This is a genomic window from Micromonospora lutea, from assembly GCF_016863535.1.
Lineage (GTDB): Bacteria > Actinomycetota > Actinomycetes > Mycobacteriales > Micromonosporaceae > Micromonospora > Micromonospora lutea.
In genome coordinates this window covers 33,359-57,799 of record NZ_BOPB01000025.1, presented here as the reverse complement: position 1 = coordinate 57,799, position 24,441 = coordinate 33,359, and the positions used below count along the sequence as shown (strand labels likewise).

Here is a 24,441-nt window from a genome sequence, read left to right as displayed (position 1 = left end):
CTCGTACGTCCGGGGCCGCCTCGCAGGGGATGGCGGGGCGGCCCACCCAGTTGACCAAAGGGAGGTCCGGTGATCTCGTCCATGGTGTCGATCCCTGCTGACGGTCCGACCCCCGACCGGCCTCGTTGGCGCACCCAGACCGAGCCACCGCACACCCCGCTGCGCCCGATGTGGTGCTGTAGGGCTTGCGGGCACCCTTGGCCCTGCTCAACCGCTCGGCTGCTACTACGGACCGAGTACGAGAAGAACGCCGCCGGCCTGTCGATCTATCTCGCTGGCCTGATGTACAAAGCGATGCGAGACCTGTACCACCTGAACCCGCATGACGGCCAGAGTCCCCGCGAGATGTTCGAGCGGTTCATCGCCTGGGGCCCGTTTCGTCGATCGATCATCTGATTCTCACGGTGTCGGTCGTGGCCAAAGCCCGCTTGCCTCGGTGCCCATCCACATCAGGCGCCAAGGGCAGGCCGTGATGGACCCGCGTCCGGGCGATGTGCTGCACGTAGGTAGCGGAGCGTCCGTGCAGTTCGCTGGCAAGCGGTCGGTGACCTTCCGAGTAATCAAGGTTCGTGACTGGACAACGTACGACGGTTGGGTCTGGCTCCTCGGCTACACACTCGACCGGACCGGCAACGCCATGGACCGGCGGGAAATCTTCGTGCGACCGGCCGGCCTGCGGCTGATCGCCCCGGCACCCACCCCCGCAACCGGGCGTACCGGCCAGGTAGGGCGAAGCGGAACGACTCGGAAAGCACCGGCGGCAGCCTCACCGTCGAGGAGGTCGCGGTGACCAGGCACCCGGTTGTGAACTGCGGTAGAGCGCTCACCCGAGAAAGGGACGACCCCCGTCGGGGGGAGACGGGGGTCGTCGGAGGTTCGGCTCCGGGGGGGGTCGAGCCGAACCCGCTCAGCGGTCACGGGGGGTGCAACCGCCGAGGGTCTGCTGGTGTGAATACTCGTGCTAGTGAACAAGTCTGCCTGAGCAGACCTGTGTACGTCGAGTGGTGTAGCCTCCACTCCCTGCGAAATCCTGTTCGCAGCGTGTGACCGCCGTCACTCTTCGCAGGCAAGCGGGGGTTCGGCCCGCAGGTCCGAGTGCTCTTCAGGCCCCGGGCACCCGCCGACCATAGACCATCGGGCTAGACTTTCGCGCCGTGGGCCGAAGTGCCGCTTTCTTCGATCTGGACAAGACCGTCATCGCCAAGTCGAGCGCGTTGGCGTTCGGCAGGCCGTTCTACCGGGACGGTCTGATTACTCGGCGTGACGTGGTCAAGTCGGCGTACGCGCAGCTGATGTTCCGGCTGGGCGGCACCGACGAGCAGACCATGGCGCGTACGCGTGATTATCTCGCCGCCCTCTGCAAGGGGTGGCAGGTGGAGCAGGTCCGCCAGATCGTCGCGGAGACGTTGCACGAACTGATCAACCCTTATGTGTACGCGGAGGCAGCCGCGCTGATCGAGGAGCACCAGGCCGCCGGCCGGGATGTGGTGCTGGTCTCCGCCTCGGGCGAGGAGATGGTCCGGCCCATCGGTGCGCTGCTCGGGGTGACCGACGTGATCGCCACCCGGATGAGCGTGGTCGACGGTCGGTACAGCGGTGAGGTCGAGTTCTACGCCGCTGGTCCCCGGAAGGTCGAGGCGGTCAGCGAACTCGCCACCGAGCGCGGGTACGACCTGTCCGCCGCGTACGCCTACTCCGACTCGTACAGCGATCGTCCGTTGCTGGAGTGCGTGGGTCATCCGAGCGTGGTCAACCCGGACCGGCAGTTGCGCCGGCTGGCGGTCGAGAACGGTTGGCCGGTGCTTGAGTTCCGGCATCCGGTCCCGCTGGGTCGGCGGCTGCGTGACCGACCCGCCGTTCCGGTCGCTGCGGCCGCGCTCGGCGTCGGTGTGGGGGTGGCGATCGGCATCGCCTGGTACGGCCGGCACCGCCGCACCCGCGCCAGCGCCTCGCCGGCCTGACCGCCCACCCGAACCGGCCCCACGCCACAGCACCGCCGGTTAGCTCACCCCGCGCCACGACCCGGACCGTCAGGCGGCCAGTGTTTCGTCTCCGATCGCGGTGAGCTGGTCGGCACCGACTTCGACAGCCGACATGTAGTGCCGCAGCCACGATCGCAACCCGTCGGGGGTGCCGGTGGCGAAGGCACCGGCCGCGCCCACGTACTCCGGCTCACGCTCGCGGTGGCCGACGTCGACGGCGAGCAGGCCGCGTGGGTCGAAGCCGGTGGAGAGCAGTACGAGACGGGCCGCGCCCCGGGCCACCACGCCGGAGGGGCCGGCGAACGGGCGCAGGTTGAGCAGTTCGCCGTGCACGACGGCGGCCAGCACCAGCGGGCTCACCTGGGTACCGCCGGCCACCAGCGCGACCAGCCCGTCGAGCCGGGCGGCGACCACCGGGTCGTCGACCGGGCGGCCCAGCTCGGCTTCGCTGATCACCTCACGGGCGGCGAGTACGTGCAGCTTCGCCAGTACCTGTCGGGGTGCCTTCGGCCAGAGTTCGCTGAGCCCGGGCAGGGCGCCGGCGACCCGCAGCGCCCCCTGGAGCACCGGTTCGGTGACGGTGCCGGCGCGTACCGCCTCCCGCTCGTGGTCGTGGCCCTCCAGGGCGGCGCTGGCCACCGCGGAGCGCAGACTCACCTCGGCCGCCACCTGGCCGCCGTGACGGCGCAGCGCCCGATGGCCGAGTGCCCGGTCGAACCGGTCGCGGGCGCGCTCGACGGCGGCGGCGATGTCGGCAAGGTCGAGCAGCGGCGCGAGCGGATCGGAAGTCACCCCGTCACGCTAGCGACCGGGTCGGCAGCTTCGGGCACGAGTAACCGGCAACGCGACGCCCGCCACCCGTAGCGGCGTGTTAGCAGGGGACCCTTCCTCTACCGGAGGCGTTAACAAGGTGCCCTTCCTTGCACCTCGGCGCGTGGGAGGGGCCGTTGGGCGACGGGCGCGCGAGGGATCGGTCGCCTCGCTCGTACGCCACGACTAACCTGCCCGGAAGAGACCCAGATCACCTGAACGACGAGGAGTGCAGGCATGAGTGAGCGGCAGCGAGCGAATCATCAACGCAGCGCGCTGGTGCCTCATGCCGACACGAAGCGAAGCGGAGTGTCGGCATGAGTGAGGCATTGGCCAATCTGCTCAACGAGACGCGCCAGTTCCCGCCGCCGGCCGAACTCGCCGCCGACGCCAACGTCACCGCTGACGCGTACGCCGAGGCGGAGGCCGACCGGCTCGCCTTCTGGGAGCGCCAGGCCGACCGGCTGGTCTGGGCGAAGAAGTGGGACCAGGTGCTGGACTGGTCCCGGCCGCCGTTCGCGAGGTGGTTCGTCGGCGGGCAGTTGAACGTGGCCTACAACTGTCTCGACCGGCACGTGGAGGCCGGTCAGGGCGACAAGGTGGCGATCCACTGGGAGGGTGAGCCCGGCGACAGCCGCACCATCACCTACGCGGACCTGCATCGGATGACCTGCCAGGCGGCGAACGCGCTCACCGACCTCGGGGTTACCGCCGGTGACCGGGTGGCGATCTACCTGCCGATGATTCCGGAGGCCGCAGTCGCGATGCTGGCCTGTGCCCGGATCGGCGCCACGCACAGCGTGGTCTTCGGCGGCTTCTCCGCCGAGGCGTTGACCAACCGGATCCAGGACGCCTCGGCGAAGGTCGTGATCACCGCCGATGGTGGCTACCGGCGCGGCAAGCCTTCCGCGCTCAAGCCGACCGTCGACGAGGCGGTGGCGAAGTGCCCGTCGGTCGAGCACGTGCTGGTGGTTCGTCGTACCGGCGGGGAGGTCGAGTGGTCCGAGCGGGACCTCTGGTGGCACGAGGCGGTGGAGCAGGCGTCGCCGGAGCATTCGGCGCAGCCGTTCGACGCCGAGCATCCGCTGTTCATCCTCTACACCAGCGGCACCACCGCCCGGCCGAAGGGCATCCTGCACACCACCGGTGGTTATCTGGCTCAGACGGCGTACACCTCGCACGCGGTCTTCGACCTGAAGCCGGAGTCCGACGTGTACTGGTGCACGGCGGACATCGGTTGGGTGACCGGCCACTCCTACATCGTCTACGGTCCGCTCTCCAACGGCGTGACCCAGGTGATGTACGAGGGCACCCCGGACACCCCGCACAAGGGCCGCATCTGGGAGATCGTCGACCGGTACGGAGTGACCATCCTCTACACCGCGCCGACGTTGATCCGCACCATGATGAAGTGGGGCGAGGAGATTCCCGCCGAGTACAACCTCTCCTCGCTGCGGTTGCTCGGTAGTGTCGGCGAGCCCATCAACCCCGAGGCCTGGATGTGGTACAGGCAGCACGTGGGGCACGGTGAGCTGCCCGTCGTGGACACCTGGTGGCAGACCGAGACCGGCAGCATGATGATCTCGCCGTTGCCGGGGGTGACCGCCGCCAAGCCCGGTTCGGCGATGACTCCACTGCCGGGTGTGGTCGCGGACGTGGTGGATGACCAGGGCCAGTCGGTGCCCAACGGCGGCGGCGGTTATCTGGTGCTGCGCGAGCCGTGGCCGTCGATGCTGCGCACCATCTGGGGCGACGACAACCGGTTCATCGAGACGTACTGGTCGCGGTTCGGCGCCGGTGCCAGTGGCGACGCCAATGCCCCGTGGATCTACTTCGCCGGTGACGGCGCGAAGAAGGACGACGACGGGCACATCTGGCTGCTCGGCCGGGTCGACGACGTGATGCTGGTGTCGGGGCACAACATCTCCACCACTGAGGTGGAGTCGGCGCTGGTGTCGCATCCGTCGGTGGCGGAGGCGGCGGTGGTCGGCGCCACCGACCCGACCACCGGGCAGGCGATTGTCGCGTTCGCCATCCCCCGGGGCAGCACCGAGATCTCCGGTGAGGCCGGCGAGCAGCTCATCGCCGAGCTGCGCAACCACGTGGCGAAGACGCTCGGCCCGATCGCCAAGCCCCGGCAGATCATGCTGGTGCCGGAGCTGCCGAAGACCCGTTCCGGCAAGATCATGCGCCGGTTGCTGCGGGACGTGGCGGAGAACCGTTCGCTGGGTGACGTGACCACGTTGCAGGATTCGTCCGTGATGGAGCTGATTTCCGCCGGGATGAGCGGCGGGAAGTCCGACGAGGACTGACGGCAGGCGTACGCCCGACGAGGGTGGCGGTCCGAGTACGGACCGCCACCCTTCGTCATGTTTCGGCCCGTCCCGACCTGATCCCCATGTGACAGCGAGGACACCTGTCAGAAACTATCTGCAACAAATTCCGGCCTGACCCTTCCCACCGGCCCCGTCAGTGCCTAAATTCACCACTGGCCCCATTCACGGGGGCCTTTTTCACCGGCCCACAACCCCCGACGGGCCGGTTCCCTCAATCCGGAGGTACCACGTGCGGAAAGTCGCAGTGGGTCTGCTCGGGCTCTCGTTGACGGCTACCGGACTGACGGTCGGCACATCCGCCGCCGCTGCGCCGCAGCTGGAGACGCCGGCGGCCGCCCCGTCCATCGCGGAGCCCGCCCACGCCGAACACGACCTACCGAACCCGCTGGAGGCCAAGCGTCGCGCCCTGCGTCAGGAGGGCCTCAGTGAGGTGCTCTCGGGCCGAGCCAAGGCCGAACGGATCAACGGCAGCACGGTGGTGAAGGTCGGCGAGCGAGCCACCCGTGGCGGTAAGGCCGGTCGCAACGCCAAGGCCACCAAGGGCGGCCGAGGCCCCACCGAGAAGCAGTACGTCGAGCTGTCCCGGGAAAAGACCGACCGGATCTTCGTGATCCTCGCCGAGTTCGGCAACGAACGGCACCCGGACTACCCCGATCAGGACACCGACCCGGACATCCCCGGCCCGATCAAGTTCGACGGGCCGCTGCACAACGAAATCCCCGAGCCGGACCGGTCGGTGGACAACTCCACCGTCTGGCAGGCGGACTACGACGCCGAGCACTACCGGAAGCTCTACTTCGGCACCGGCCCCGGTGACGAGTCGGTGAAGCAGTACTACGAGGCCCAGTCCTCCGGCCGGTACAGCGTGGACGGCGTGGTCACCGACTGGGTCAAGGTCCAGTACAACGAAGCCCGCTACGGCCGCTCCAGCGGCTACCCCTGCGACGGGATCGTCTGCAACAACGTCTGGGCATTGGTGCGCGACGCGGCGAACCAGTGGGTCGCCGACCAGAAGGCGGCCGGGCGGACCGACGAGGAGATCGCCACCGACATCCGGGCGATGGACCAGTGGGACCGGTACGACCACGACGGTGACGGCGACTTCAACGAGCCGGACGGCTACATCGACCACTTCCAGATCGTGCACGCCGGTGGCGACATGGCCGACGGCGACCCGATCCAGGGCGAGGACGCCATCTGGAGCCACCGTTGGTACGCGTACGCCTCCGACCAGGGTCGCACCGGGCCGCCGAACTTCCCGGCCGGTGGCACCCAGATCGGCAACACCGGGGTGTGGATCGGTGACTACACCATCCAGCCGGAGAACGGCGGTCGCAGCGTCTTCTACCACGAGTACGCGCACGACCTCGGCCTGCCGGACGACTACAACGTCATCAGCGGCGGCGACAACAACAACGAGCACTGGACGCTGATGGCCCAGAGCCGTCTCGGCGCCAAGAACGACGGCGGCATCGGCGAACGCGGTGGCGACCTCGGCGCCTGGAACAAGCTCCAGCTCGGCTGGCTCGACTACGAGGTGATCGTGGCCGGGCAGAAGCGGACGCTGACCCTCGGCCCGCAGGAGTACAACACCAAGGAGGCCCAGGCCGCCGTGGTGGTGCTGCCCGAGCGGGAGTACACCTTCGACAACGGCGCGCCGTTCGAGGGTGACAAGCAGTTCTTCTCCGGCAACGCCGACGACCTGAACAGCACGATGACCCGGACGTTCGACCTGACCGGAAAGTCGTCAGCGACCCTGTCGATGAAGGGCCGCTACAGCATCGAGGCCGACTACGACTACCTCTTCTTCGAGACCTCCGTTGACGGCGGACAGAGCTGGACGACCCAGCCCGGCACCGCCGACGGCAAGCCGCTGAAGGAGATCTCTCCCGGCCGGTACGCGCTGGACGGCAGCACCGACGACGAGTGGGTCGACGTCGAGATCCCGCTGGACCAGGTGGTTGGCGGCACCGTCGGATTCCGGCTGCGTTACCAGACCGACGGTGGTGTCTCCGAGGGCGGCTTCTTCGGCGACGCGGTCACTCTGACCGCCGACGGTGAGACGGTCTTCACCGACGGTGCGGAGTCCGGCGCGGACGGCTGGACGTTGGCCGGCGGGTTCGAGGTGGTCGAGGAGACGTACACCCGCAAGTTCGCGAACTACTACATCGCGGGCACCCGGCAGTACATCTCGTACGACAAGTACCTCAAGACCGGCCCGTACTTCTTCGGGTACACGAACACCAAGCCGGACTACGTGGACCACTACGCGTACCAGGAGGGGCTGCTGATCTCGTACTGGAACACCCGGTGGGCGGACAACGACACGTTCGCGCACCCGGGCGAAGGCCGGAACCTGATCATCGATGCTCACCCACGGCCGATCTACAACCTGACCGGACAGCCCTGGCGGGCCCGTATCCAGGTCTACGATGCGCCGTTCAGCCTCAAGAAGGCGGACTCGTTCACGCTGCACCTGAACAGCCAGCCGCAGTACATCCGTGGTCAGGCCGCGCAGCCGCTGTTCGACGACACCAAGCAGTACTGGTTCCCGGAGCTGCCGAACCACGGCGTCAAGCTCCCCGCCACCGGCACCAAGATCAAGGTCATGAAGCAGGACGGCATCTACACCAAGGTCCGCTTCTCCTGATCCGCTGAGTGACAGTGATGCCCCGGGCAGGCCACCTGCCCGGGGCATCGCCCTCTCCGGCACCGCCCGGACACGACCGGAGGGAACCGACGCGCCAGCGCGCACGTCGTACCCTCGTGCCCGCCACCAGCCGCGCCCGTGTGCCGGCAGCCTGTCTCGCCATGCTGCTGGTCCTGGCCGGCTGCGGCGACCCGGACGGAGGCACCGTGACCACCGACCAGAGCCCCACCGCGGCCGGCAGCGCGCCGGCGGGCAGCGCCAGCGACCCCGCTGACGGCGACGCCACCGGGCAGCCTCCCGCCGGCCGCACCGGCGGAACGCTGTCACCGACCGAACCGCCGCTGATCGGCACCCCGACGGCACCGCCGAGCCATCCCACCGAGCTACGCAAGGCGAACGTCCTGGCCGGCCGGCTCAGCCGTGGCGGCAGCGGTCCCTGTTACACGCTGGTCACCGACGACGGCCGGGAGTACGCGTTGCACGGCACCGGCAAAGGCACCTTCGCCACCGGCACCTGGGTACGAGTGACCACCGCTCCGGCGACGGCCGAGGTGGACTGCGGCCCGGGTGTCCCGGTCAGCATCCTCAAGATGAGCCCGGTCAGTTGACCGTCAAGGACCGGCCTCCGACTGCCGCCGCACGGCCAGCGCCTCGGCTCGCCCGACCGCTTCGACACAGGTCCTAGGCTGTCGGTCATGACCGAGCAGCGTGGCGATGCCGTCGACGAGTCCTGCGTACTCACCGAGGGGCCGTGGACGCACCGGTTCGTGGGTGCCAACGGCAGCCGCTTCCACGTCGTGGAGGCGGGCACCGGCCCGATGGTCCTCTTCCTGCACGGCTTCCCCGAGTACTGGTGGGCCTGGCATCAGATGCTGCCGGCGATCGCCGACGCCGGCTTCCGCGCCGTCGCCATGGACCTGCGGGGCTACGGCGCCAGCGACAAACCACCCCGTGGGTACGACGGATACACCCTCGCGGCCGACGTGGCCGGGCTGATCCGGGCGCTGGGCGAGCGTTCGGCCACCCTGGTCGGCACCGGTGCCGGTGGCATGATCGCCTGGACGGCGGCGTCGTTCCACCCCAACCTGGTGCGCCGCCTGGTGGTGCTCGGCGCCCCGCACCCGCTGCGGCTGCGGGCCGCCATCTTCGCCGATCCACGAGGTCAGTTCGCCGCGTCGACACCGGCGTTGAAGTTCCAGCTGCCCCGGTACGAACACCTTCTCACCCGCGACGACGGCCGGGCGGTAGAGGAGATCATGCGCCGCTGGGGCGGCCCCCGCTGGGTCACCGGCGCAGACTTCGTCGGGTACGCGCGCCGTTACCGGGAGGCCATGCGGATCCCGCAGGCCGCCTTCTGCGCGTTGGAGGGCTACCGGTGGGCGTTCCGGTCGGTACTGCGGCTGCACGGCTACCGTTTCGTGAAGCTGATGCAGCGCCCGCTGACCACCCCCACCCTGCAGTTGCACGGCGCGCGGGACGTGGCGTCGCTGCCCCGCACCGCTCAGGGCTCCGGGCGCTACGTCAGCGCACCGTACGAGTGGCGGCTGCTCGACGACGTCGGGCACTTCCCGCACCTGGAGACACCGGAACTGGTGCTCGGCGAGATCCTCCGGTGGGCGAAGTCCTGACCCGCGCCGACCGCCTCAGACCCGCTGTTCGCGCACCTCGGTGACCTCGCCGACAGGTGCCCACCCCTGATAGACGCCGAAGTCGAAGGCCTCCAGCCGCATCGCCTGCGCGACCGGCCATCGTCCGCCGGTGTACTCCACCCGCAGCCACCCGTCGTGCTCGGCCAGCACGATGAACGGCTGACCCTTCCAGGTGCAGGTCGTCCGGACGTACGCCAGTTCCTCGATCTCGTTGGCCGGGACGACCCGGACGTACCGGCCGGGGCGGACCTCGGTGAAACCCTCGGTCGCTTCCGGCTGGTACAGCCGAACCTCGCCGCCGTCCGGGCTGGCCTGATATTCCTGCCCACGCCAGCGGGCCACGTAGCCGTCGCGCATCACCGCTCACCGACTTGTTGCCAGGAGAGCGTGTCGGTGTCGAGGACGGCGATCAGCCGCTCGTCGCCCGAGGCGTCGATGCGTACCAGTTGGGCACCGTGCGGCAGCCGGACGCTGTCCACCTTGAACTCGGCCAGCACGTCGCTGCTCTCGCCGGGCGCGAAGCCGTTACCCCGGAACGGGGGCCGTTCGATGACCCAGCCCTCCATCGCCCGCATGGCTGCCTCGTTCTGCCCGCCGTACGGGATCCGGTACAGACTCGGCCGGTACGCCGGCCACCGGAGCACGTAGATCTGTTCGGCGTCCGGCGCGAAGGGCGATTCGGGGTGGCTGAGGCCGAGCGCCTGGTAGAGGGCCGACGGGGTGGTGAGGTGCGCCAGTTCGCTCGCCCGGTGGACGAATCCGGAGACCCGGTCGTAGCCCCGCTCCAGGTAGTAGTTGAGTTGGCTCGGGGCGATCGCCTTCTGCATCACGATCGGCCGGGCCAGGTCACCCGTCGGGGCGGCCTGCCGGGGGCCGCTCGCCCGGGCGGGAGCTTCGGCAGCCGGCTCGGGCTCGCCCTCAGCATCGTCGCCGAGGCCGAGTTCGGCCGCCCAGTTGGCCAAGCCGACGATCTGCTCACCGGGCAGCTTCGCACCCACCGGGGTGCCGGGGTTGACCGCGAACGACCAGGACGGGTCCGGCCACCTACGGATCAGCTGGACGAAGCGGACCTGGACCGTCTCGGCCGCCGGGTCGGTGTGGTCGGCGAGGCGCTGCGGGGAGGTGTAGGCCAGCACGAAGGTCTGCCCGTCCAGTTGCACAGCCGGCCAGACGAAGCCCGGGTCGCCGGGACGGCTACCGGGGGCGGAGTCCCGAGCCACCGGCATCAGGACCCGGGCCAACAGCAACGTGGACAGGAACGTGTCGGTGCTGCCGGCACCGGCGGCAGCGTACAGGTCGTCCTCCACCTCGTTGGCGGGCTGGAAGGGCGGCGGACCGGCGGCGGGCGCGGCGCTCGGGCCGGACACCGAGGACCCGGGCGCTGCCGCTGCTGCCGTCGCAGGCGGTGTGCCCGGCACCGGTGCCGAGGAGGGCGGGGTGGCTGCCGGCGGCGCAGACACCGGCGCGAACATCGACGGCGTCTCCGCCGGGCGGGCGTCGGCCAACTGCGCCGTATCAGCGTCGGTCCCGGTGTGGGCCTGGCTGGGCGGCTCCGACACAGCCATCGGCACCGGAACAGTCGGCGGCTCCGACACAGCCATCGGCACCGGAACAGTCGGCGGCTCCGGCACAGCCATCGGCACCGGCACAGTCGGCTCGGATCCCGGTGCGGCGGGCTCCTGGTGCGAGGTTGGGATCCGCGCCGGCTCGGGGTCGGCAGCCGGAAAGCGTACCGTCGGCTCCGCCGGTGTGGGCGCGGCGGGCGGAGCCGCCTCCTCGGTGTCCTCCGGTGCCGGTCGGGTCGACGACGGGCCGGCATGGGTGGCCGGTCCTGCCCCACCGTGCGGTGCCCCCTCAGCGCCGGTCTGAGCCGGGTGACCGTTGGTCAGGGTGAGGTCCCGCGCCTCGATGATGGTGCCCTCTATGACGATCGGGGTGAACTCGCGACGCGGCGCGGGTGGACTGGAGACCGGCTCGGCCGCCGAGGTCGGCTCTTCCTCCACCGGCTGACGACGGGGTAGCGCCTGGGTGGGATCGGCACCGCCACCGGCGGTCGGATCACCGCCGCCCGGTGCCGCCCAGCCCACGGGAGTGCTCACCCGCAGCGGACGGACCGGGTCGTCGGGTGCCGGCAACGGTTGGGTCGTCTCCTCGTTTGGACCCGTTCGCGTGCTGGTGGCCTGGTCGTTCTCGGTGAAGACGAAGGCGCGGGTCGGCCCTTCGGATGGCGGTTCGCCGGCCGGGCCGCGCCGGGGAAACGGCTGACCACCACGGAACCGGGACGGTGGGGCGGCCCGCTCGGCGAGACGGTCGCCGCGATGCGTCGAGCGACCGTTCGCGGGCTCGAAGAAGGATCGCTGACCCGTCTGCTCGGTGCCGGAGTCTGCCCGGTTCCCGTTGGGGAGCGTCCCGGAGCGTTCCGCGGCCGTCGGCCATCCCGGCCCGGCGGACGCCGGTTCCTCGTGTCGATCCGGCGTCGACCGCCGTGACGACGGACTGTCCATGACGCCGGGGCTGTCCGGTCGAGCAGCACCGAGACCACCCAACCGTTGGTGACCGATGGCTGCGGCACGACCCATCCCGCTGCTGTCCGGCTGTGTGGGGTGCGGGGGGCCGGATGGTCGGTCGGCGGGCTCCGATCGCGGCCCGCTGGCCGCGCTCGACGGCAGTGGCACCTCGGGGAGGTGGAAAGCCGCCGGCACCACCGGTGGTGCCGGGGGAAGCTGGGTCGGTCGAACCGGGCCCGGCGGTCGCGGTCGGGGATTGGGCGTCGCCGGGGGAGGCGGTGTGGAGGCGGCGTCACGGGACCGGTTCAGCGCCTCCACGCGTTCCAGCCGGGCGCGGGCGCCCACCGTACGCCCGGGTAGCCGGACGTCGCCCCGGGACAGTTGGGAGACGTACCAGGCGGGCAGGTATCCCTCGATCGGCAGGCCCGGGTTCACCGCCAGCCACCACTCGTGGTTCGGCCAACTCGCGGCCAACTCCGCGTAGCCGGTGCGCCGGCTCGGACCGGCGTGCTCACCGAGGCAGGCACGCATCGCCTCGGCGGAGGTGAACGCCAACACGTGCGTCCGGCCGCCGGTCGTCCAGGTGCCCCAACCCACCGGCGTCCGCCCCGCCGCCGCCTGCGCGGAGACCGGCAGCAGCAGCTCGACACCGGACAGGATCCGGAAGTAAAGCTGCTGGTCATTGCCGTGCAGCGCGTCGCGCATCGCCGCCTCGGCCCCGGTGGCCGGCTCCCAGTCGGTCACGGCCACCCCTCCTCCCGGGCACAGGCCATAGGTATCGGGTACAACCTACAAGGTGATTACAAGATCACAATGTCAGGCCGGCGGCGGCCCGCCCGGTTCACCAGCAACCGATAACATCGCGTCGCGGTGTCGACACGATACGGAGGCGGTCGATGTCCCGGCTACGAGGTGCCCGGCGACACCTGCGAGCTGGCCGACGCTGGTCCCGTCTGCTCGCGGCCGCAACCGTGTTGGCCAGCCCGACGATGGCGCTCGCGGCGATGTCGGCCCACGCCGCACCGCAATGCGAGTCACCACCGGCACCCGCGCGGCCAATCTCCGCGACCCCCTGGCCACAGCAACGGTACGCCCCGGAACGACTCGCCCGACTGGCCACAGGTGCCGGGGTGACCGTGGCAGTGGTCGACTCGGGCGTCGACCGTCGGCACCCCCAGTTGGCCGGGCGGGTGCTCGCCGGCACCGATCTGCTCGACCCCGGCGGTGACGGCGGCATCGACTGTGTCGGCCACGGCACCGGGGTGGCGAGCATCATCGCCGCTGCGCCACGCGACGGGACCAGTTTCCGAGGACTGGCGCCGCAGGCCCGGATCCTGCCGGTCCGGGTCAGCGAGCAGCAGGTCGTCGACGGGCGCGGGACGGGACGGACGTCGGCACCCCGGGATCTTGGCCGGGCGGTTCGTTGGGCGGTCGACCAGGGCGCTGACGTGGTCAACCTCTCCGTTGTGCTCTACGCCGACCATCCCGCCGTCCGCGCGGCGGTCGCCTACGCGGTCAGCCGGGACGTGGTCGTGGTCGCCGCCGCCAGCAACCTCTCCGGTGAGGGCGAACGGCGCCCCTATCCGGCCGCCTATGACGGGGTGCTCGGGGTAGGCGCGATCGGCGCGGACGGGCTGCGGGCCGACTTCTCGCACACCGGTGCTCAGGTGGATCTCGTCGCGCCCGGTGTCGGCGTGCTGGTCGCCAATCCTGGGCAGGGTCACCGCAACGCCGACGGAACCAGCTTCGCCGCCCCCTTCGTCGCCGCCACCGCAGCCCTGCTGCGTCAGTACCGCCCTGATCTCAGCGCCGTCGAGGTGGCTCGGCGGATCGTCGCCACCGCCGATCCGGCGCCCGGTGGTGGCTACGGCGCGGGGGTGCTCAATCCGTACCGGGCCATGACCGAGTCCGGGTCCGTGCCGGGGCGCACGCGGTCGGCGACCGGGCTGGCCGAACAGCCGCCCGATCCGGCGCTGCTGGCGCAGCAGGACCGCCGAAGGATCGCGCGGACCCGCGCACTGGTGCTGGCCGGCGTGGGGGTGCCGATGGTGGCCGCCGTCGTGTTGACCGCGGCGGTGGTGCCTCGGGGGAGACGTCGACGATGGCGTCCAGCCGGCCATGACCACGACGCGGGGTGACGCCGGTCGGCGTCACCCCGCGGTCGGTCTGGAGAGGTCACTGGAAGAGGTGGGTGTTCCGCTTCTCGGTGTCGAGATAGTCGGCTGCGGACTCGTCCACCGCGAGCTTGATGTCGCGCAGCATCGCCTGGAGGTCCTGCGAGGCGTTGCGCCACCGCGCCTGCCGCTGCTCGTAGGCCTGCTGGGCCGCACCGGACCAGCTCGCGACCAGCGGCGCGGCGTCGCGCTCCAACTGGCCGAGCTGTGCGTCCAGCGTGTTCAACGCCCGCTGGATGTCCGCGCTGGCCTGTTGCAGCGCGGCGAAGTTGACGACCAGCACACCGTGCTCCATCGGATTCTTCTCCCTGGGTCCTGAGCTAGAGCGGCAGCCGAATGCCGCCGCGGTTGGTGGCGGCCACCCGGGCGGCCGCCTCGCTGTCCGACGCGTCGTACTGCGTGCCGGCGGTGCGGATCGCGCCCGCCGTCTCCCGTAGCGCCTGCTGCAGACCGGCCTGGTCCTCCGCCCACTTCCGTTTGACCTGCTCGAACGACCGGCCACCGGCCCCGCGCCATGCCTGTTGGAGGATCTCCAGCTGGACCAACAGTCCACTGAGCATCGACTGCAACGACTGGTCGGTTTGCTCGAACTTGACCGCGGTCTGCTGCATCACCACGGCCTCTGCCTGGGTCTGGGACACCTGGGACGTCACCTCGTCTCCTCGATCGTGGCTGGCCCTGCGGTGGAAACGCACCGCCCACGACGTCGGAGGGCGAGCACGACGCGGGAGGGGCCAACGAGAACTCGTCGCTGACAGTAGCGACACGATCGCCTTTCTGCTACCCCATCCCGCTCCCCTGTGGACAACGCGATCGCCGGTTGACAAATACGATGGGCGGTTGTCAGATCGCGATGGGTGACCGAGGTCGGGGAGGGCGAGGTGACGACGACCTTCAATCCGCACCGCCTGGACGTGGCCGGCCACCCCCGTTCCGACGGTCCACCCCCCGGCTCCAGACGTCGGATCCGCCCCACCGGTCCGCGACGATCCGGCCGCCGCTGGCGGTGGCCACGTCCCCACCCTGGGCAGATCGTCATCACCCAGGTCGCAGCGGCGGGTCTCGTCGCCGTGGCGGGCCGAGGTCTCCTGGCGACCGGCGCCACAGCACTGGCGGTGGCTGGGCTGCTCGCCGTGACCTGGTTCCGGGTACGTCGGCGATGGTTGCACGAGTGGCTGGTCATCGGCGTCGGTTACCTCGCTCGACGGCGGTCGGCCCGGCGCCGCACCAACCCGGTCGAGTTGCTCAATCTGGTGGACCCGCAGGCCGTGGTCCGGTCCGTCGAGTGGGACGGTGGCCCGGGCGCGGTGCTGGACGACCCGGATGGCCTGGTGACCCTGCTGGAGATCGGCGATCCGGCTGATCTGCTCGGTGACGGCGGGCAGTCACTACCGTCACCGGCGTCGCTGCTTCCCGCCGAGACCGACCAGACGCCGCCCGTACGCGTACAACTTCTGCTGACCGGTACGCCGGCACCGGCGATCGGTGCCGGCGGCGGCGCGGTGGCCGTTTCCTACGGTCAGCTCACCGATGAACGACAGGTCGGCTGGGAGCGGGCGGTGTTGGCGGTGCGGGTGTCGCGGGCCCGGGGCTGGCCGGAGGAGGCGCTCCGGCACGCCCTCACGGGTGTCGTGCGGCGGAGCATCCGGCGGCTGCGCCCGCTGACCGTGCGGCCGGTGGGCGAGCAGTCGATCCGACGGGTGCTCGCCGAGTTCGCCCACCACCACGACGGGCTGCCGGTTCGGGAGTCCTGGCAGGCGGTCCGGTGCGGCGGCCTGCTCCAGACCACTTTCCGGTTGAGCAGGTGGCCGGCCGGGGCCGCGATGGCCACGCTCGTGCCCCGGCTGCGGCGGCTGCCGGTGACCGCGATCACGATGTCCCTGCACAGCGAGACGGAGCGGCCGACCGCAACCGGGCTGTCCGTACGGCTGGCCGCGACGACGCCCACCGAGCTGTCGGACGCGGCCCGGCAGTTACGCCGGGCGGTGGCCGTGGACGGCGCGGCGGTGGAGCGGCTCGACGGCGGCCAGTTGCCGGCCTTCGCCGGCACGCTGCCGTCGGCCCTGCCCGGAGCACCGCCGCTTGCCGGTGCCGGGCACCCGGAGCTGGCGTTACCGTACGGTGCCGCCGGGCTGAAGCTCGGCGTCAACCGGCACGGTCAGGCCGTCACCGTCCGGCTGTTCCGGCCGGAGAGCACCCGACTGGTGCTCGTCGGTGGGGTACCCGTCGCCCAACTGGTCGCCGTGCGGGCGATGGCGCTCGGTGCCCGGGTGATCGTCCAGACCACCCGTCCGCACGCCTGGGAGCGGTTCGTCCGGGGCGTTGGCGTGCCAGGCGGGCCTGTTCCGCTGACACCACCGGACCGCCCGGTGGCGGGAGGATCGGGGACGCCCCTCGCCCCGGTGCTCGTGGTGCTGGACGCGCCACCGCCGGCGGGTCCACGGCCGGGCACGGCATGGCAGACCACGCTGCTGGTCCGCGACGTGCTGACCTCGGCAGACGCGGACGCGTTGGGCCGGGCCGACCTGGCGGTCTTCCCACCACTCAGCCGGGCGGAAGCGACGGTCGCCGGCAACGCTCTGGGGCTCGGCGACGCGGCGGAGCTGCTGACCCGGGTCCGGCACGACATGGTCGCCGTGGTCAACCGGCGGGCCCTGCGTTGGGCATTGGTCACCTGCACCCCGATCGAGACGCAGCTCGTCGGTGTCCGGGACCTTCGCCGAGCAGGATGATCTCGCGGGTTCCGCCCACGCGTCCGCCGTGACACCATGCCCGCCATGGGTTTTCTGAAAGGTCTCCTGATCCGGGTCGGCGCCACGGCGGTGGCCTTCTGGCTGGCCACGCTGCTCATTCCCGGCATTTCGCTCGACACGGACTCGGCCACCGAGACGATACTGACGCTGATCCTCGTCGCAGTCATCTTCGGTGTCGTCAACGGGGTCCTGCAGCCGATCATCAAGACTGTCGGCTGCGGGTTCTACCTGCTCACCCTCGGCCTGATCGCACTGGTGGTCAACGGTCTGCTGTTCCTGCTCACCGGTTGGATCGCGGATCAGGTGGGGCTGCCCTTCGACGTCGACGGCTTCTGGCCGGCCGCGGTGCTCGGAGCGCTCTTCGTCGGCATCGTCACCTGGATCCTCGGCGCCATCCTCGACCGCGACTGACCGCCTCGGTGACCCTGCCGGCGACCGCGCCGCACCGGTGACCGCCGGCAGGGCCCGGGAAGTCGGCCATGTCGCGGGAATTGGCTGCTGGCACGACCGAGGCGAGGCGCTAGCTTCGGCAGGGTGTTCACCCGCACCCGCGACGACGGTTACACGATCAGCACGGACCCGGCCCGGCTCGATCTGGACCGCTTCGGCTACCTCTGTGACGTCTACGTCGACCGGGCCGAACGGGGTCGCGGGCTGGGCACCTGGCTGGCGGGCGCGGTTCGCGACCACCTGGGCGTACGCCGGATCCTGCTGGCCACCAACGACGCCCACGCGGTGTACGAAACGGTCGGCTTCGACGGCGTACGCGCCGACCGGTGGATGGAACTGGACCAGCGTGACCAGGCCGTGAGCCCGCTCACCGGCAAGGAGCAGCCGACGGGTCAGCCGCTTACGGTTGAGCCGTGACACCGCTCCGCCTCGGATACCTCTACGGCCTTGTTGCGTACCTGCTGTGGGGGTTCTTCCCGCTCTACTTCAAGTTGCTGCGCCCGGCCGGCCCGATGGAGATCCTGGCCCACCGGGTGGTGTGGTCCGTCGCGTTCGTCGCGTTGCTGCTCATCGCGCTGCGCAACGTCGGCTTCCTGCGGGGCCTGCTGCGTCGGCCACGGACGTTGGCGGGCATCGGTGCCGCCGCCACGCTGATCGCCGTCAACTGGTTCACCTACATCTACGGCGTCAATTCCGACCGGGTGGTGGAGACCGCCCTCGGATACTTCATCAACCCGCTGGTGGTGGTCCTGCTCGGGGTGCTGGTGCTGCGGGAGCGGCTGCGCCCGGCGCAGTGGTGGGCGCTCGGCGTCGGCGCGCTGGCGGTGGCCGTGCTCACCGTCGACTACGGGCGACTGCCGTACCTCGCCCTCATCCTGACGTTCTCCTTCGGCGGGTACAGCCTGGTGAAGAAGCGTCTCGGCCTGCCCGCAGCGGAGGGTCTCTTCGTCGAGTCGGCCGTGCTGTCGCTGCCCGCGCTGGGTTACCTCGGCTGGCTCGCCGCCACCGGTGACGCCGCCTTCGGTCACGTCTCGGCCGGACACACGGCCCTGCTCGTGCTCGCCGGGGCGTTGACCGCCATCCCGCTGCTGCTCTTCGCCGGTGCCGCCAACCGGCTGCCCCTGACCGCCCTCGGCATGCTCCAGTACGTGGCGCCGATCCTCCAACTCGGCTTCGGCGTACTGATCTTTCACGAACCGATGCCGCCGGCCCGGCTGGCCGGCTTCGCCCTGGTCTGGCTCGCTCTGATCGTCTTCACCGCCGACGCCGTACGCCAGGCTCGGCACGACCGCCGCCTGCGCCTGGCCGCCGCCGTGCCGCCCACGGCGGCGGTCGCCGGCAGCCACTGACGCTCCGGCTCAGCGGACCTCGTAGGCGAGTACGGGAGTGCCGTCGGCACGAATCAGTTCCAGCCGGACCAACTCGGCGTTGGTGAACCGGGTCGCCCCGGTGATCCGCAGGTCGTCGCCGGGAGCGGCCAGCCAGGAACCGATCTGCTCCTGCGAGCCGTCCCCGGCGTGCGCCACCAGTCGGAAGGTGTTCGCCTTGCCGTACCCGGCCCGCTCGTCGTAGCCGCAGTGCATGGTCACCTCGGTGCCCCAGTTGGTGCCGGTCAACCCGATCTCGGCGTGCACCGGCACCGTTCCGGCGACCGGTTGCATCTGCACCATCCGCACCTGGGCCACCGGCGTGTTCGGCGCCTGCCCGGGCAGCATCACGGCCACCCCGAAGCCGACCACCAGGGCGAACGCGGCGGCAGCCAGCCCGATGACCGCGTACCGCAGCCGGCTGGCCTGCCGCTCACGGCGTCGGCGGTCCCGGGCGGCACTGAGCAGCTGCGGCACCCGGGGGTTCTCCGGCGGCGGCAGGAACTGTTCGAGGCTGGCCGGATCCAACCGGCCCAGCAGACCGGGCAGTACGGCGATCTCGGAAACCGACTGCTGGCACGCCGGACAGTCGACCAGGTGCCGTTCGTAGGTCACCCGGTCGGCCGGGGAGAGCGCGCCCAGCACGTACGCCCCATCGTCGAACGCGAACTCGCAACGGTTCATCCGGTCACCCCCATCTCGGCCAGGACCAGCCGTAGGGAGCGCAACGCGTAGTGGGTGCGGGACTTCACCGTGCCCGGCGGCACGCCCAGCCGAGAGGCTGCCTCGGAGACGGAACGCCCCTGGTAGAAGCACTCCACCAGGACATCACGATGCGACGGACTGAGCCGGTTGAGTGCCTCCGCGACCGTCCACGCCTCGACGGCTCGCTCGGTTTCGTCGACGACCTCCGGTGGCTCGGGAAGCTCGTCGGTGTAGATCTCGCCGACCCGGGTGGACCGCCGCCGCCAGGCGTCGATGGCGAGGTTGCGCGCGGTGGTGAAGAGCCAGGCCCGCACCGATCCGCGCCGGGGGTCGAGCGACTCCGGATGCCGCCAGGCCCGCAGCAGCGTCTCCTGCACCAGGTCCTCGGCGCGCTGCCGGTCGCCGTTGACCAGCCGCAGCGCGTGCGCGTACAGCGCCTCGGCATGCTCGTCATGCAGGGCGCGCAGCAGGTGGGCGTCGTGGTCGCTGATGGCTTTCTCCTCGCTCTCGGCGCGAGCGGGCGCGGTGTTACGACCGGAGATACGTGCTGTCACGCCGATCGGTTCATTCCCAGCTCGAACCTGGGATTCCCGAGGCGGAGTTCATCGCTGGTTCACATCGACGCCGACCCACGCTCACCGCACCGCCCTAGCGTCCGGCGGGTACGCGTCGGTGACCTGCACCGACGTGCACCGACCCTCAGGAGGATCCTCCCCATGAGCGACCGTCCCCGGCTGCTCCCGCTGCTGAGCACCCCCCGCCACGGCAGCCGCGACGCCATGACCTGCCTCTACCGCTGCGGCAACGCCTGTGACCACCCGGTGCCCAACACCTCCGACAACGCCTACTTCGGTGACGTGGTGAACGCCGAGGTCAGCCGCCGTGGTGTGGTCCGCGCTGGGGCGGTCGGCGCCCTGGTGCTCGGTTTCGGCGGCGCTGCGGCCGGTGCGTTGGCCGGCGCGGCTCCCGCCGCTGCGGTCCCGGTTCCCCCGCTGCCTCCGGCCGGTCAGGCTGCGGCGCCCGGCCGTCGTCCGGGCAGTGGTGCCCTGAGCTTCAAGCCGATCCCGCCGAACACCCTCGACACGCTCGTCGTCCCGAACGGCTACGACCACGCCGTGGTCATCCGCTGGGGCGACCCGGTGGTGCCCGACGCGCCGGAGTTCAACCTGCGCCGGCAGACCGCCGCCGCGCAGGCCAAGCAGTTCGGCTACAACAACGACTTCGTCGGTGTGCTGCCGCTGGACAAGAACGACAGACGGGCACTGCTCGTGGTCAACCACGAGTACACGAACGAGGACCTGATGTTCCCCGGCTTCACCAGCCAGGACGCGCTCACCGTCGAGCAGGTGAAGGTGGCGATGGCCGCGCACGGCATGTCCGTGGTGGAGATCGAGCGGGTCGCCGGTTCCGGCCAGTGGCGGGTCGTCGGCTCCGGCCGCCGGCCGTACAACCGTCGTGTCGATGCGCTGAGCAGTGCGTTCGAGCTGACTGGCCCGGCCGCCGGCTCGTCGTTCGTGAAGACGGCCGCCGACCCGAAGGGTCGGACGGTCATCGGCACGCTGAACAACTGCGCCGGCGGCGTGACTCCGTGGGGCACGGTGCTCTCCGGCGAGGAGAACTTCAACCAGTACTTCGTCGGCGGCGACGCGGCGCCGGAGTCGGAGAAGGCCCGACTGGCGCGCTACGGCATCAGCACCACCGCGCGGTACCCCAGCGGCAGCCGCAAGTGGGACCGGGCCGCCGACCGCTTCGACCTTGCCAGGCACCCAAACGAGGCCAACCGGCACGGCTGGATCGTGGAGATCGACCCGTTCGACCCGCAGAGCCGCCCGCGCAAGCACACCGCGCTGGGCCGGTTCAAGCACGAGGGCGCGAACGTCATCGTCGCGCGCAGCGGACACGTCGTGGCGTACATGGGTGACGACGAGCGCTTCGACTACCTGTACAAGTTCGTGTCGGACAAGAAGTTCATGAAGGGTGACTCCTGGGTTGCCCGTAAGCACAACCTGACGCTGCTGGAGTCGGGCTCGCTGTACGTCGCCAAGCTCGACCAGACCAGCGCCGGTGAGATCGACGGCTCCGGCACCCTGCCCAGCGACGGTGCCTTCAACGGCAAGGGCCGCTGGATCAAGCTGGTCAGCGGCACCCGTTCATACGTGGCCGGGATGACCGCGGCCGAGGTGCTGACCTTCACCCGGTTCGCCGGGGACAAGGTCGGGGCGACCAAGATGGACCGCCCGGAGGACGTCGAGCCGAGCCTGCTCACCGGCAAGGTGTACGTGGCGCTGACCAACAACACGAACCGTGGCGTCGGCAGCAACCCCGCGGCGGACGAGGCCAACCCGCGTACCGCCAACCGGCACGGGCAGATCCTGGAGCTGGTCGAGGACCGGGGGGACAACACCGCCGATTCCTTCAGCTGGTCGTTGCCGATCGTCTGCGGGGACCCGGCGGACCCGTCGACCTACTTCGCCGGGTACGACAAGACCAAGGTTTCGCCGATCTCCTGCCCGGACAACGTGGCGTTCGACGCCACCGGGAACCTCTGGATCTCCACCGACGGTAACGCGCTGGGCAGCAACGACGGCCTCTTCGCCACGGCGACCGAGGGCCCGGAGCGTGGCCACCTGAAGCAGTTCCTGACCGTGCCGATCGGTGCCGAGACCTGCGGTCCGTTCATCACCGGGGACAATCGCTCGGTCTTCGTGGCCGTGCAACACCCGGGTGAGCTCACCGGCGCCACGGTCCACAAGCCGGCCTCCACCTGGCCCGACGGCGACTACGCCAAGCCAGGCGTGGTGGTGACCTGGCGGCTGGACGGCGGACCGGTCGGAAGCTGACCCCGCCCCGGCACCGCCGGCCGCCGTTCCGACGGCCCTCTCCCAAACCGGGAGGGGGCCGTCTCGGCAGGTGACGGCGATCAGGTGTCGGCGGCCAGGCCCTCGGCGATGGCACGCGCGGCGGTGAGCAGTTTCGTCCGGACCACCCGGGCGGAGGTCATCATCTCGCTCGCCGGCAGCGAGCAGGCCAGCACCGTCCGCCGTTCCATGTCCTTGTCCGGGCATACCAGCACGGCGGCGCAGGCCACTCCCTGCCGGAACTGGCCCAGTTCCAGCTGCATCCCGCGTCGCTCCCCGGCGGTCAGGTCGGCCTCGAATGCCTCGGGGGTGGTGAGGGTGGCACTGGTGAACGGACGCATGCCGTACTCACGCAGGTAGCGGTGGCGTTGGTCCGCAGTGAGGGTGGCGAGCAGGGCCTTGCCGAGTGCGGTCGCATGCGCGCCCTCGTCGAACCCGGGCACCAGATCCTCCAGGTACGGCGAGCGGCTCCCCTCCGCCACGGCGGTGATCGCCACCTGGCCACCCACGAACCGGCCCAGAAAGTGACTCCAGCCGGTCTCCAGGGCCGCCCGACGCAGGCTCTCCCCGACGGCCGGCGAGCGGAACGCGGCAACCAGTTCGCGGTACCGGTCGGCGACTTCCAGACCCACGATGTACGTGCCGTCCTCCCGACGGATCACGTAGCCCTCGTAGGCGAGCGTGCGGACCAGGTGATAGGTGGTGGCCACGGTGAGCTCGCAGCGGCGGGCGATCTGTTTGACCGTCAGGCCCCGTGGGGCACGACCGACCGACTCAAGCACTCGAAGCGCGCGGGAGACACTTCGGATCAGGTCCGAAGGTTCCGCCAGGGGGTCACGCACAACCACCTCCGCCACCGGGGACTTACACCATATGAAAAAGCAGCCCTCCGCGAAATGCCTGATCGGGTGGAGGATCCAAGGTCATCCGATACGGGATGTGAGGTAGACCGCACTTTCCGTCGCTGAGATGCGCCTGGCGTAGGTTGGCCCATCATGGCCCCCATCGCCCCTGCGCGCACCTCGGAGACCGCCGCACGGCCCGTCCAGGCCAGCGTGGTCGCGGTCACCGTCACGATCGCCTGCGTCCTGCCGGTCTTCCTGGTCGGTGGCCTTGCCGTGCAGATGCGGGAGGAGTTGGGCTTCTCCCCCGCCGGCCTGGGGCTCGTGGTGGCGGTCTACTTCGCTGTCGGTGCCCTCGCTTCGGTCCCTTCCGGTGCACTGGTCGAACGATGGGGTGCCGCCGTGGTGGCCCGGGCCGGCATCGTGATCTCCGCCGGCAGCCTGCTCGCCGTGGCGGTGGCGGCCCGGTCGTACCCGGTGCTGGTCGGTCTGCTCGCTCTGGCCGGCACCGCGAACGCCCTCGGTCAACTGTCCAGCAACGCGCTGCTCGCGCGGCACGTCCCGCCCCGTCGGCAAGGCCTGTCGTTCGGCGTCAAGCAGGCCGCCATCCCGGTCTCCACCCTGCTTGCCGGCGTGGCGGTACCCACCCTCGCGCTGACCGTCGGTTGGCGCTGGGCCTTCGTGGCAGCAGCCGGTGCCGCGCTGGCCGCCCTGCCGGCCGTACCCTCGCACGGCACCCAGCCCACGACGCGCCGCACCGGACGGACGGGCGACGCGAGTCCAGGACTGATCCTGGTCGGGCTGGCCGCGACGCTGGCCGCGGGGGCGGCGAACGCGCTGGGCACCTTCGTGGTCGACGCCTCGGTCGACCGGGGTCTCGGCCCCGGGATGGCCGGGCTCACCCTGACCCTGGGCAGTGCGGTCTGCGTGGCGGCCCGGGTCGGCGTTGGTTGGCTCGCCGACCGTCGCACCGGTGGACACGTCGCGGTGATCGCCGGGCTGCTGGTGGCCGGCGCAGTGGGGCTGGCCCTGCTCGCGGCGGCCGGCCCCGGGCCGTTGATGGTGGGCGTGGTACTCGGCTTCGGTCTCGGCTGGTCCTGGCCCGGGCTGATGAACTTCGCGGTGGTCCAACTGCATCCGCAGGCACCGGCCGCAGCCACCTCGATCACCCAGACGGGGGTGTACGCAGGTGGTGCACTCGGACCGCTCGCCCTCGGACCACTCGCCGCCGCAGCCGGTTACCCGGCGATGTGGCTCACGGCCGCCGCCGCCATGCTCGTGGCCGCCGCTCTCATGCTCACCGCGACCCGTCTGCTTCCCACCGCACCGCACCACCCGACGCGACCCACCTAGTCGAT

21 protein-coding genes are annotated in these 24,441 nt (G+C 70.7%); 13 read left to right on the top strand and 8 right to left on the bottom strand.

Features of this window, described 5'->3' with window-relative positions:
* The first annotated feature begins 81 nt into the window (after positions 1-81).
* Both Vlu01_RS27630 and Vlu01_RS20150 read left to right on the top strand, forming a co-directional pair.
* Entirely contained in the window at positions 82-396 is a 315-nt protein-coding gene (locus tag Vlu01_RS27630) for a hypothetical protein (protein ID WP_239096025.1), read from the top strand.
* Positions 397-1,154: 758 nt separating this feature from the next.
* The gene (locus tag Vlu01_RS20150; protein WP_204001876.1) at positions 1,155-1,961 is read left to right on the top strand and encodes an HAD family hydrolase; all 807 of its coding nucleotides are present in this window, start codon (positions 1,155-1,157) and stop codon (positions 1,959-1,961) included.
* Between the two features lie 69 nt (positions 1,962-2,030).
* Here the strand turns inward: Vlu01_RS20150 and Vlu01_RS20145 are convergent, their stop codons facing one another.
* Complete coding sequence (locus tag Vlu01_RS20145; RefSeq protein WP_204001874.1) at positions 2,031-2,774, bottom strand: Fic family protein; 744 nt, start codon at positions 2,772-2,774, stop codon at positions 2,031-2,033.
* A gap of 335 nt (positions 2,775-3,109) precedes the next feature.
* On the opposite strand from Vlu01_RS20145, the gene acs reads away from it, so the two are divergent.
* From acs to Vlu01_RS20125, 4 genes are all read left to right on the top strand, one after another.
* A complete protein-coding gene (gene acs, locus Vlu01_RS20140) occupies positions 3,110-5,104 on the top strand; it encodes an acetate--CoA ligase (RefSeq protein WP_204001871.1) in 1,995 nt (664 codons plus the stop codon).
* A gap of 268 nt (positions 5,105-5,372) precedes the next feature.
* Positions 5,373-7,778, top strand: coding sequence for an immune inhibitor A domain-containing protein (locus Vlu01_RS20135; protein WP_204002207.1), 2,406 nt, complete (start codon positions 5,373-5,375; stop codon positions 7,776-7,778).
* Positions 7,779-7,939: 161 nt separating this feature from the next.
* Positions 7,940-8,386, top strand: coding sequence for a DUF5818 domain-containing protein (locus Vlu01_RS20130; protein ID WP_204001869.1), 447 nt, complete (start codon positions 7,940-7,942; stop codon positions 8,384-8,386).
* Positions 8,387-8,473: 87 nt separating this feature from the next.
* Positions 8,474-9,406: an alpha/beta fold hydrolase gene (locus Vlu01_RS20125; protein WP_204001867.1), complete on the top strand. Its 933-nt coding sequence runs from the start codon at positions 8,474-8,476 to the stop codon at positions 9,404-9,406.
* 15 nt (positions 9,407-9,421) lie between these two features.
* On the opposite strand, the gene Vlu01_RS20120 is transcribed toward Vlu01_RS20125, so the two are convergent.
* Positions 9,422-9,787: a UCP033725 family protein gene (locus Vlu01_RS20120; RefSeq protein WP_204001865.1), complete on the bottom strand. Its 366-nt coding sequence runs from the start codon at positions 9,785-9,787 to the stop codon at positions 9,422-9,424.
* A complete protein-coding gene (locus tag Vlu01_RS20115; protein ID WP_239096005.1) occupies positions 9,784-12,678 on the bottom strand; it encodes an SseB family protein in 2,895 nt (964 codons plus the stop codon). The genes Vlu01_RS20120 and Vlu01_RS20115 overlap by 4 nt, the downstream gene beginning before the upstream one ends.
* A 152-nt stretch (positions 12,679-12,830) precedes the next feature.
* On the opposite strand from Vlu01_RS20115, the gene mycP reads away from it, so the two are divergent.
* The gene (gene mycP / locus Vlu01_RS20110) at positions 12,831-14,072 is read left to right on the top strand and encodes a type VII secretion-associated serine protease mycosin (protein ID WP_204001863.1); all 1,242 of its coding nucleotides are present in this window, start codon (positions 12,831-12,833) and stop codon (positions 14,070-14,072) included.
* A 37-nt stretch (positions 14,073-14,109) separates the two neighbouring features.
* Here the strand turns inward: mycP and Vlu01_RS20105 are convergent, their stop codons facing one another.
* Positions 14,110-14,403 (bottom strand): WXG100 family type VII secretion target, encoded by a 294-nt coding sequence (locus Vlu01_RS20105; protein ID WP_204001861.1) that lies wholly within the window; start codon positions 14,401-14,403, stop codon positions 14,110-14,112.
* A 25-nt stretch (positions 14,404-14,428) separates the two neighbouring features.
* A complete protein-coding gene (locus tag Vlu01_RS20100; RefSeq protein ID WP_204002202.1) occupies positions 14,429-14,749 on the bottom strand; it encodes a WXG100 family type VII secretion target in 321 nt (106 codons plus the stop codon).
* 240 nt (positions 14,750-14,989) lie between these two features.
* On the opposite strand from Vlu01_RS20100, the gene eccE reads away from it, so the two are divergent.
* The 4 genes from eccE to rarD all read left to right on the top strand — a co-directional run bounded on the left by eccE (position 14,990) and on the right by rarD (position 18,660).
* Positions 14,990-16,840 (top strand): type VII secretion protein EccE, encoded by a 1,851-nt coding sequence (gene eccE, locus Vlu01_RS20095; protein ID WP_239096004.1) that lies wholly within the window; start codon positions 14,990-14,992, stop codon positions 16,838-16,840.
* A 45-nt stretch (positions 16,841-16,885) separates the two neighbouring features.
* On the top strand, positions 16,886-17,272 hold the full coding sequence (locus tag Vlu01_RS20090; protein ID WP_204001859.1) for a phage holin family protein: 387 nt from the start codon (positions 16,886-16,888) through the stop codon (positions 17,270-17,272).
* A 123-nt stretch (positions 17,273-17,395) separates the two neighbouring features.
* Positions 17,396-17,728 carry a GNAT family N-acetyltransferase gene (locus Vlu01_RS20085; RefSeq protein WP_204001857.1) on the top strand — a complete coding sequence of 111 codons (333 nt, stop codon included), beginning with the start codon at positions 17,396-17,398 and terminating at the stop codon, positions 17,726-17,728.
* Complete coding sequence (gene rarD / locus Vlu01_RS20080; RefSeq protein ID WP_204001855.1) at positions 17,725-18,660, top strand: EamA family transporter RarD; 936 nt, start codon at positions 17,725-17,727, stop codon at positions 18,658-18,660. Before Vlu01_RS20085 ends, rarD begins: the two co-directional genes overlap by 4 nt.
* Before the next feature lie 9 nt (positions 18,661-18,669).
* Here the strand turns inward: rarD and Vlu01_RS20075 are convergent, their stop codons facing one another.
* Together Vlu01_RS20075 and Vlu01_RS20070 are read right to left on the bottom strand one after the other, a co-directional pair.
* Positions 18,670-19,362: an anti-sigma factor family protein gene (locus tag Vlu01_RS20075; protein WP_204001853.1), complete on the bottom strand. Its 693-nt coding sequence runs from the start codon at positions 19,360-19,362 to the stop codon at positions 18,670-18,672.
* Positions 19,359-19,853, bottom strand: coding sequence for a sigma-70 family RNA polymerase sigma factor (locus tag Vlu01_RS20070; RefSeq protein ID WP_166458318.1), 495 nt, complete (start codon positions 19,851-19,853; stop codon positions 19,359-19,361). Before Vlu01_RS20070 ends, Vlu01_RS20075 begins: the two co-directional genes overlap by 4 nt.
* Before the next feature lie 246 nt (positions 19,854-20,099).
* Between Vlu01_RS20070 and Vlu01_RS20065 the strand changes: the two genes are divergently transcribed.
* Positions 20,100-22,223 carry a PhoX family protein gene (locus Vlu01_RS20065; RefSeq protein WP_204001851.1) on the top strand — a complete coding sequence of 708 codons (2,124 nt, stop codon included), beginning with the start codon at positions 20,100-20,102 and terminating at the stop codon, positions 22,221-22,223.
* Positions 22,224-22,303: 80 nt separating this feature from the next.
* On the opposite strand, the gene Vlu01_RS20060 is transcribed toward Vlu01_RS20065, so the two are convergent.
* A complete protein-coding gene (locus Vlu01_RS20060) occupies positions 22,304-23,083 on the bottom strand; it encodes an IclR family transcriptional regulator (protein ID WP_204001849.1) in 780 nt (259 codons plus the stop codon).
* A 153-nt stretch (positions 23,084-23,236) separates the two neighbouring features.
* On the opposite strand from Vlu01_RS20060, the gene Vlu01_RS20055 reads away from it, so the two are divergent.
* Positions 23,237-24,436 (top strand): MFS transporter, encoded by a 1,200-nt coding sequence (locus Vlu01_RS20055; RefSeq protein ID WP_204001847.1) that lies wholly within the window; start codon positions 23,237-23,239, stop codon positions 24,434-24,436.
* Positions 24,437-24,441 lie beyond the last annotated feature (5 nt).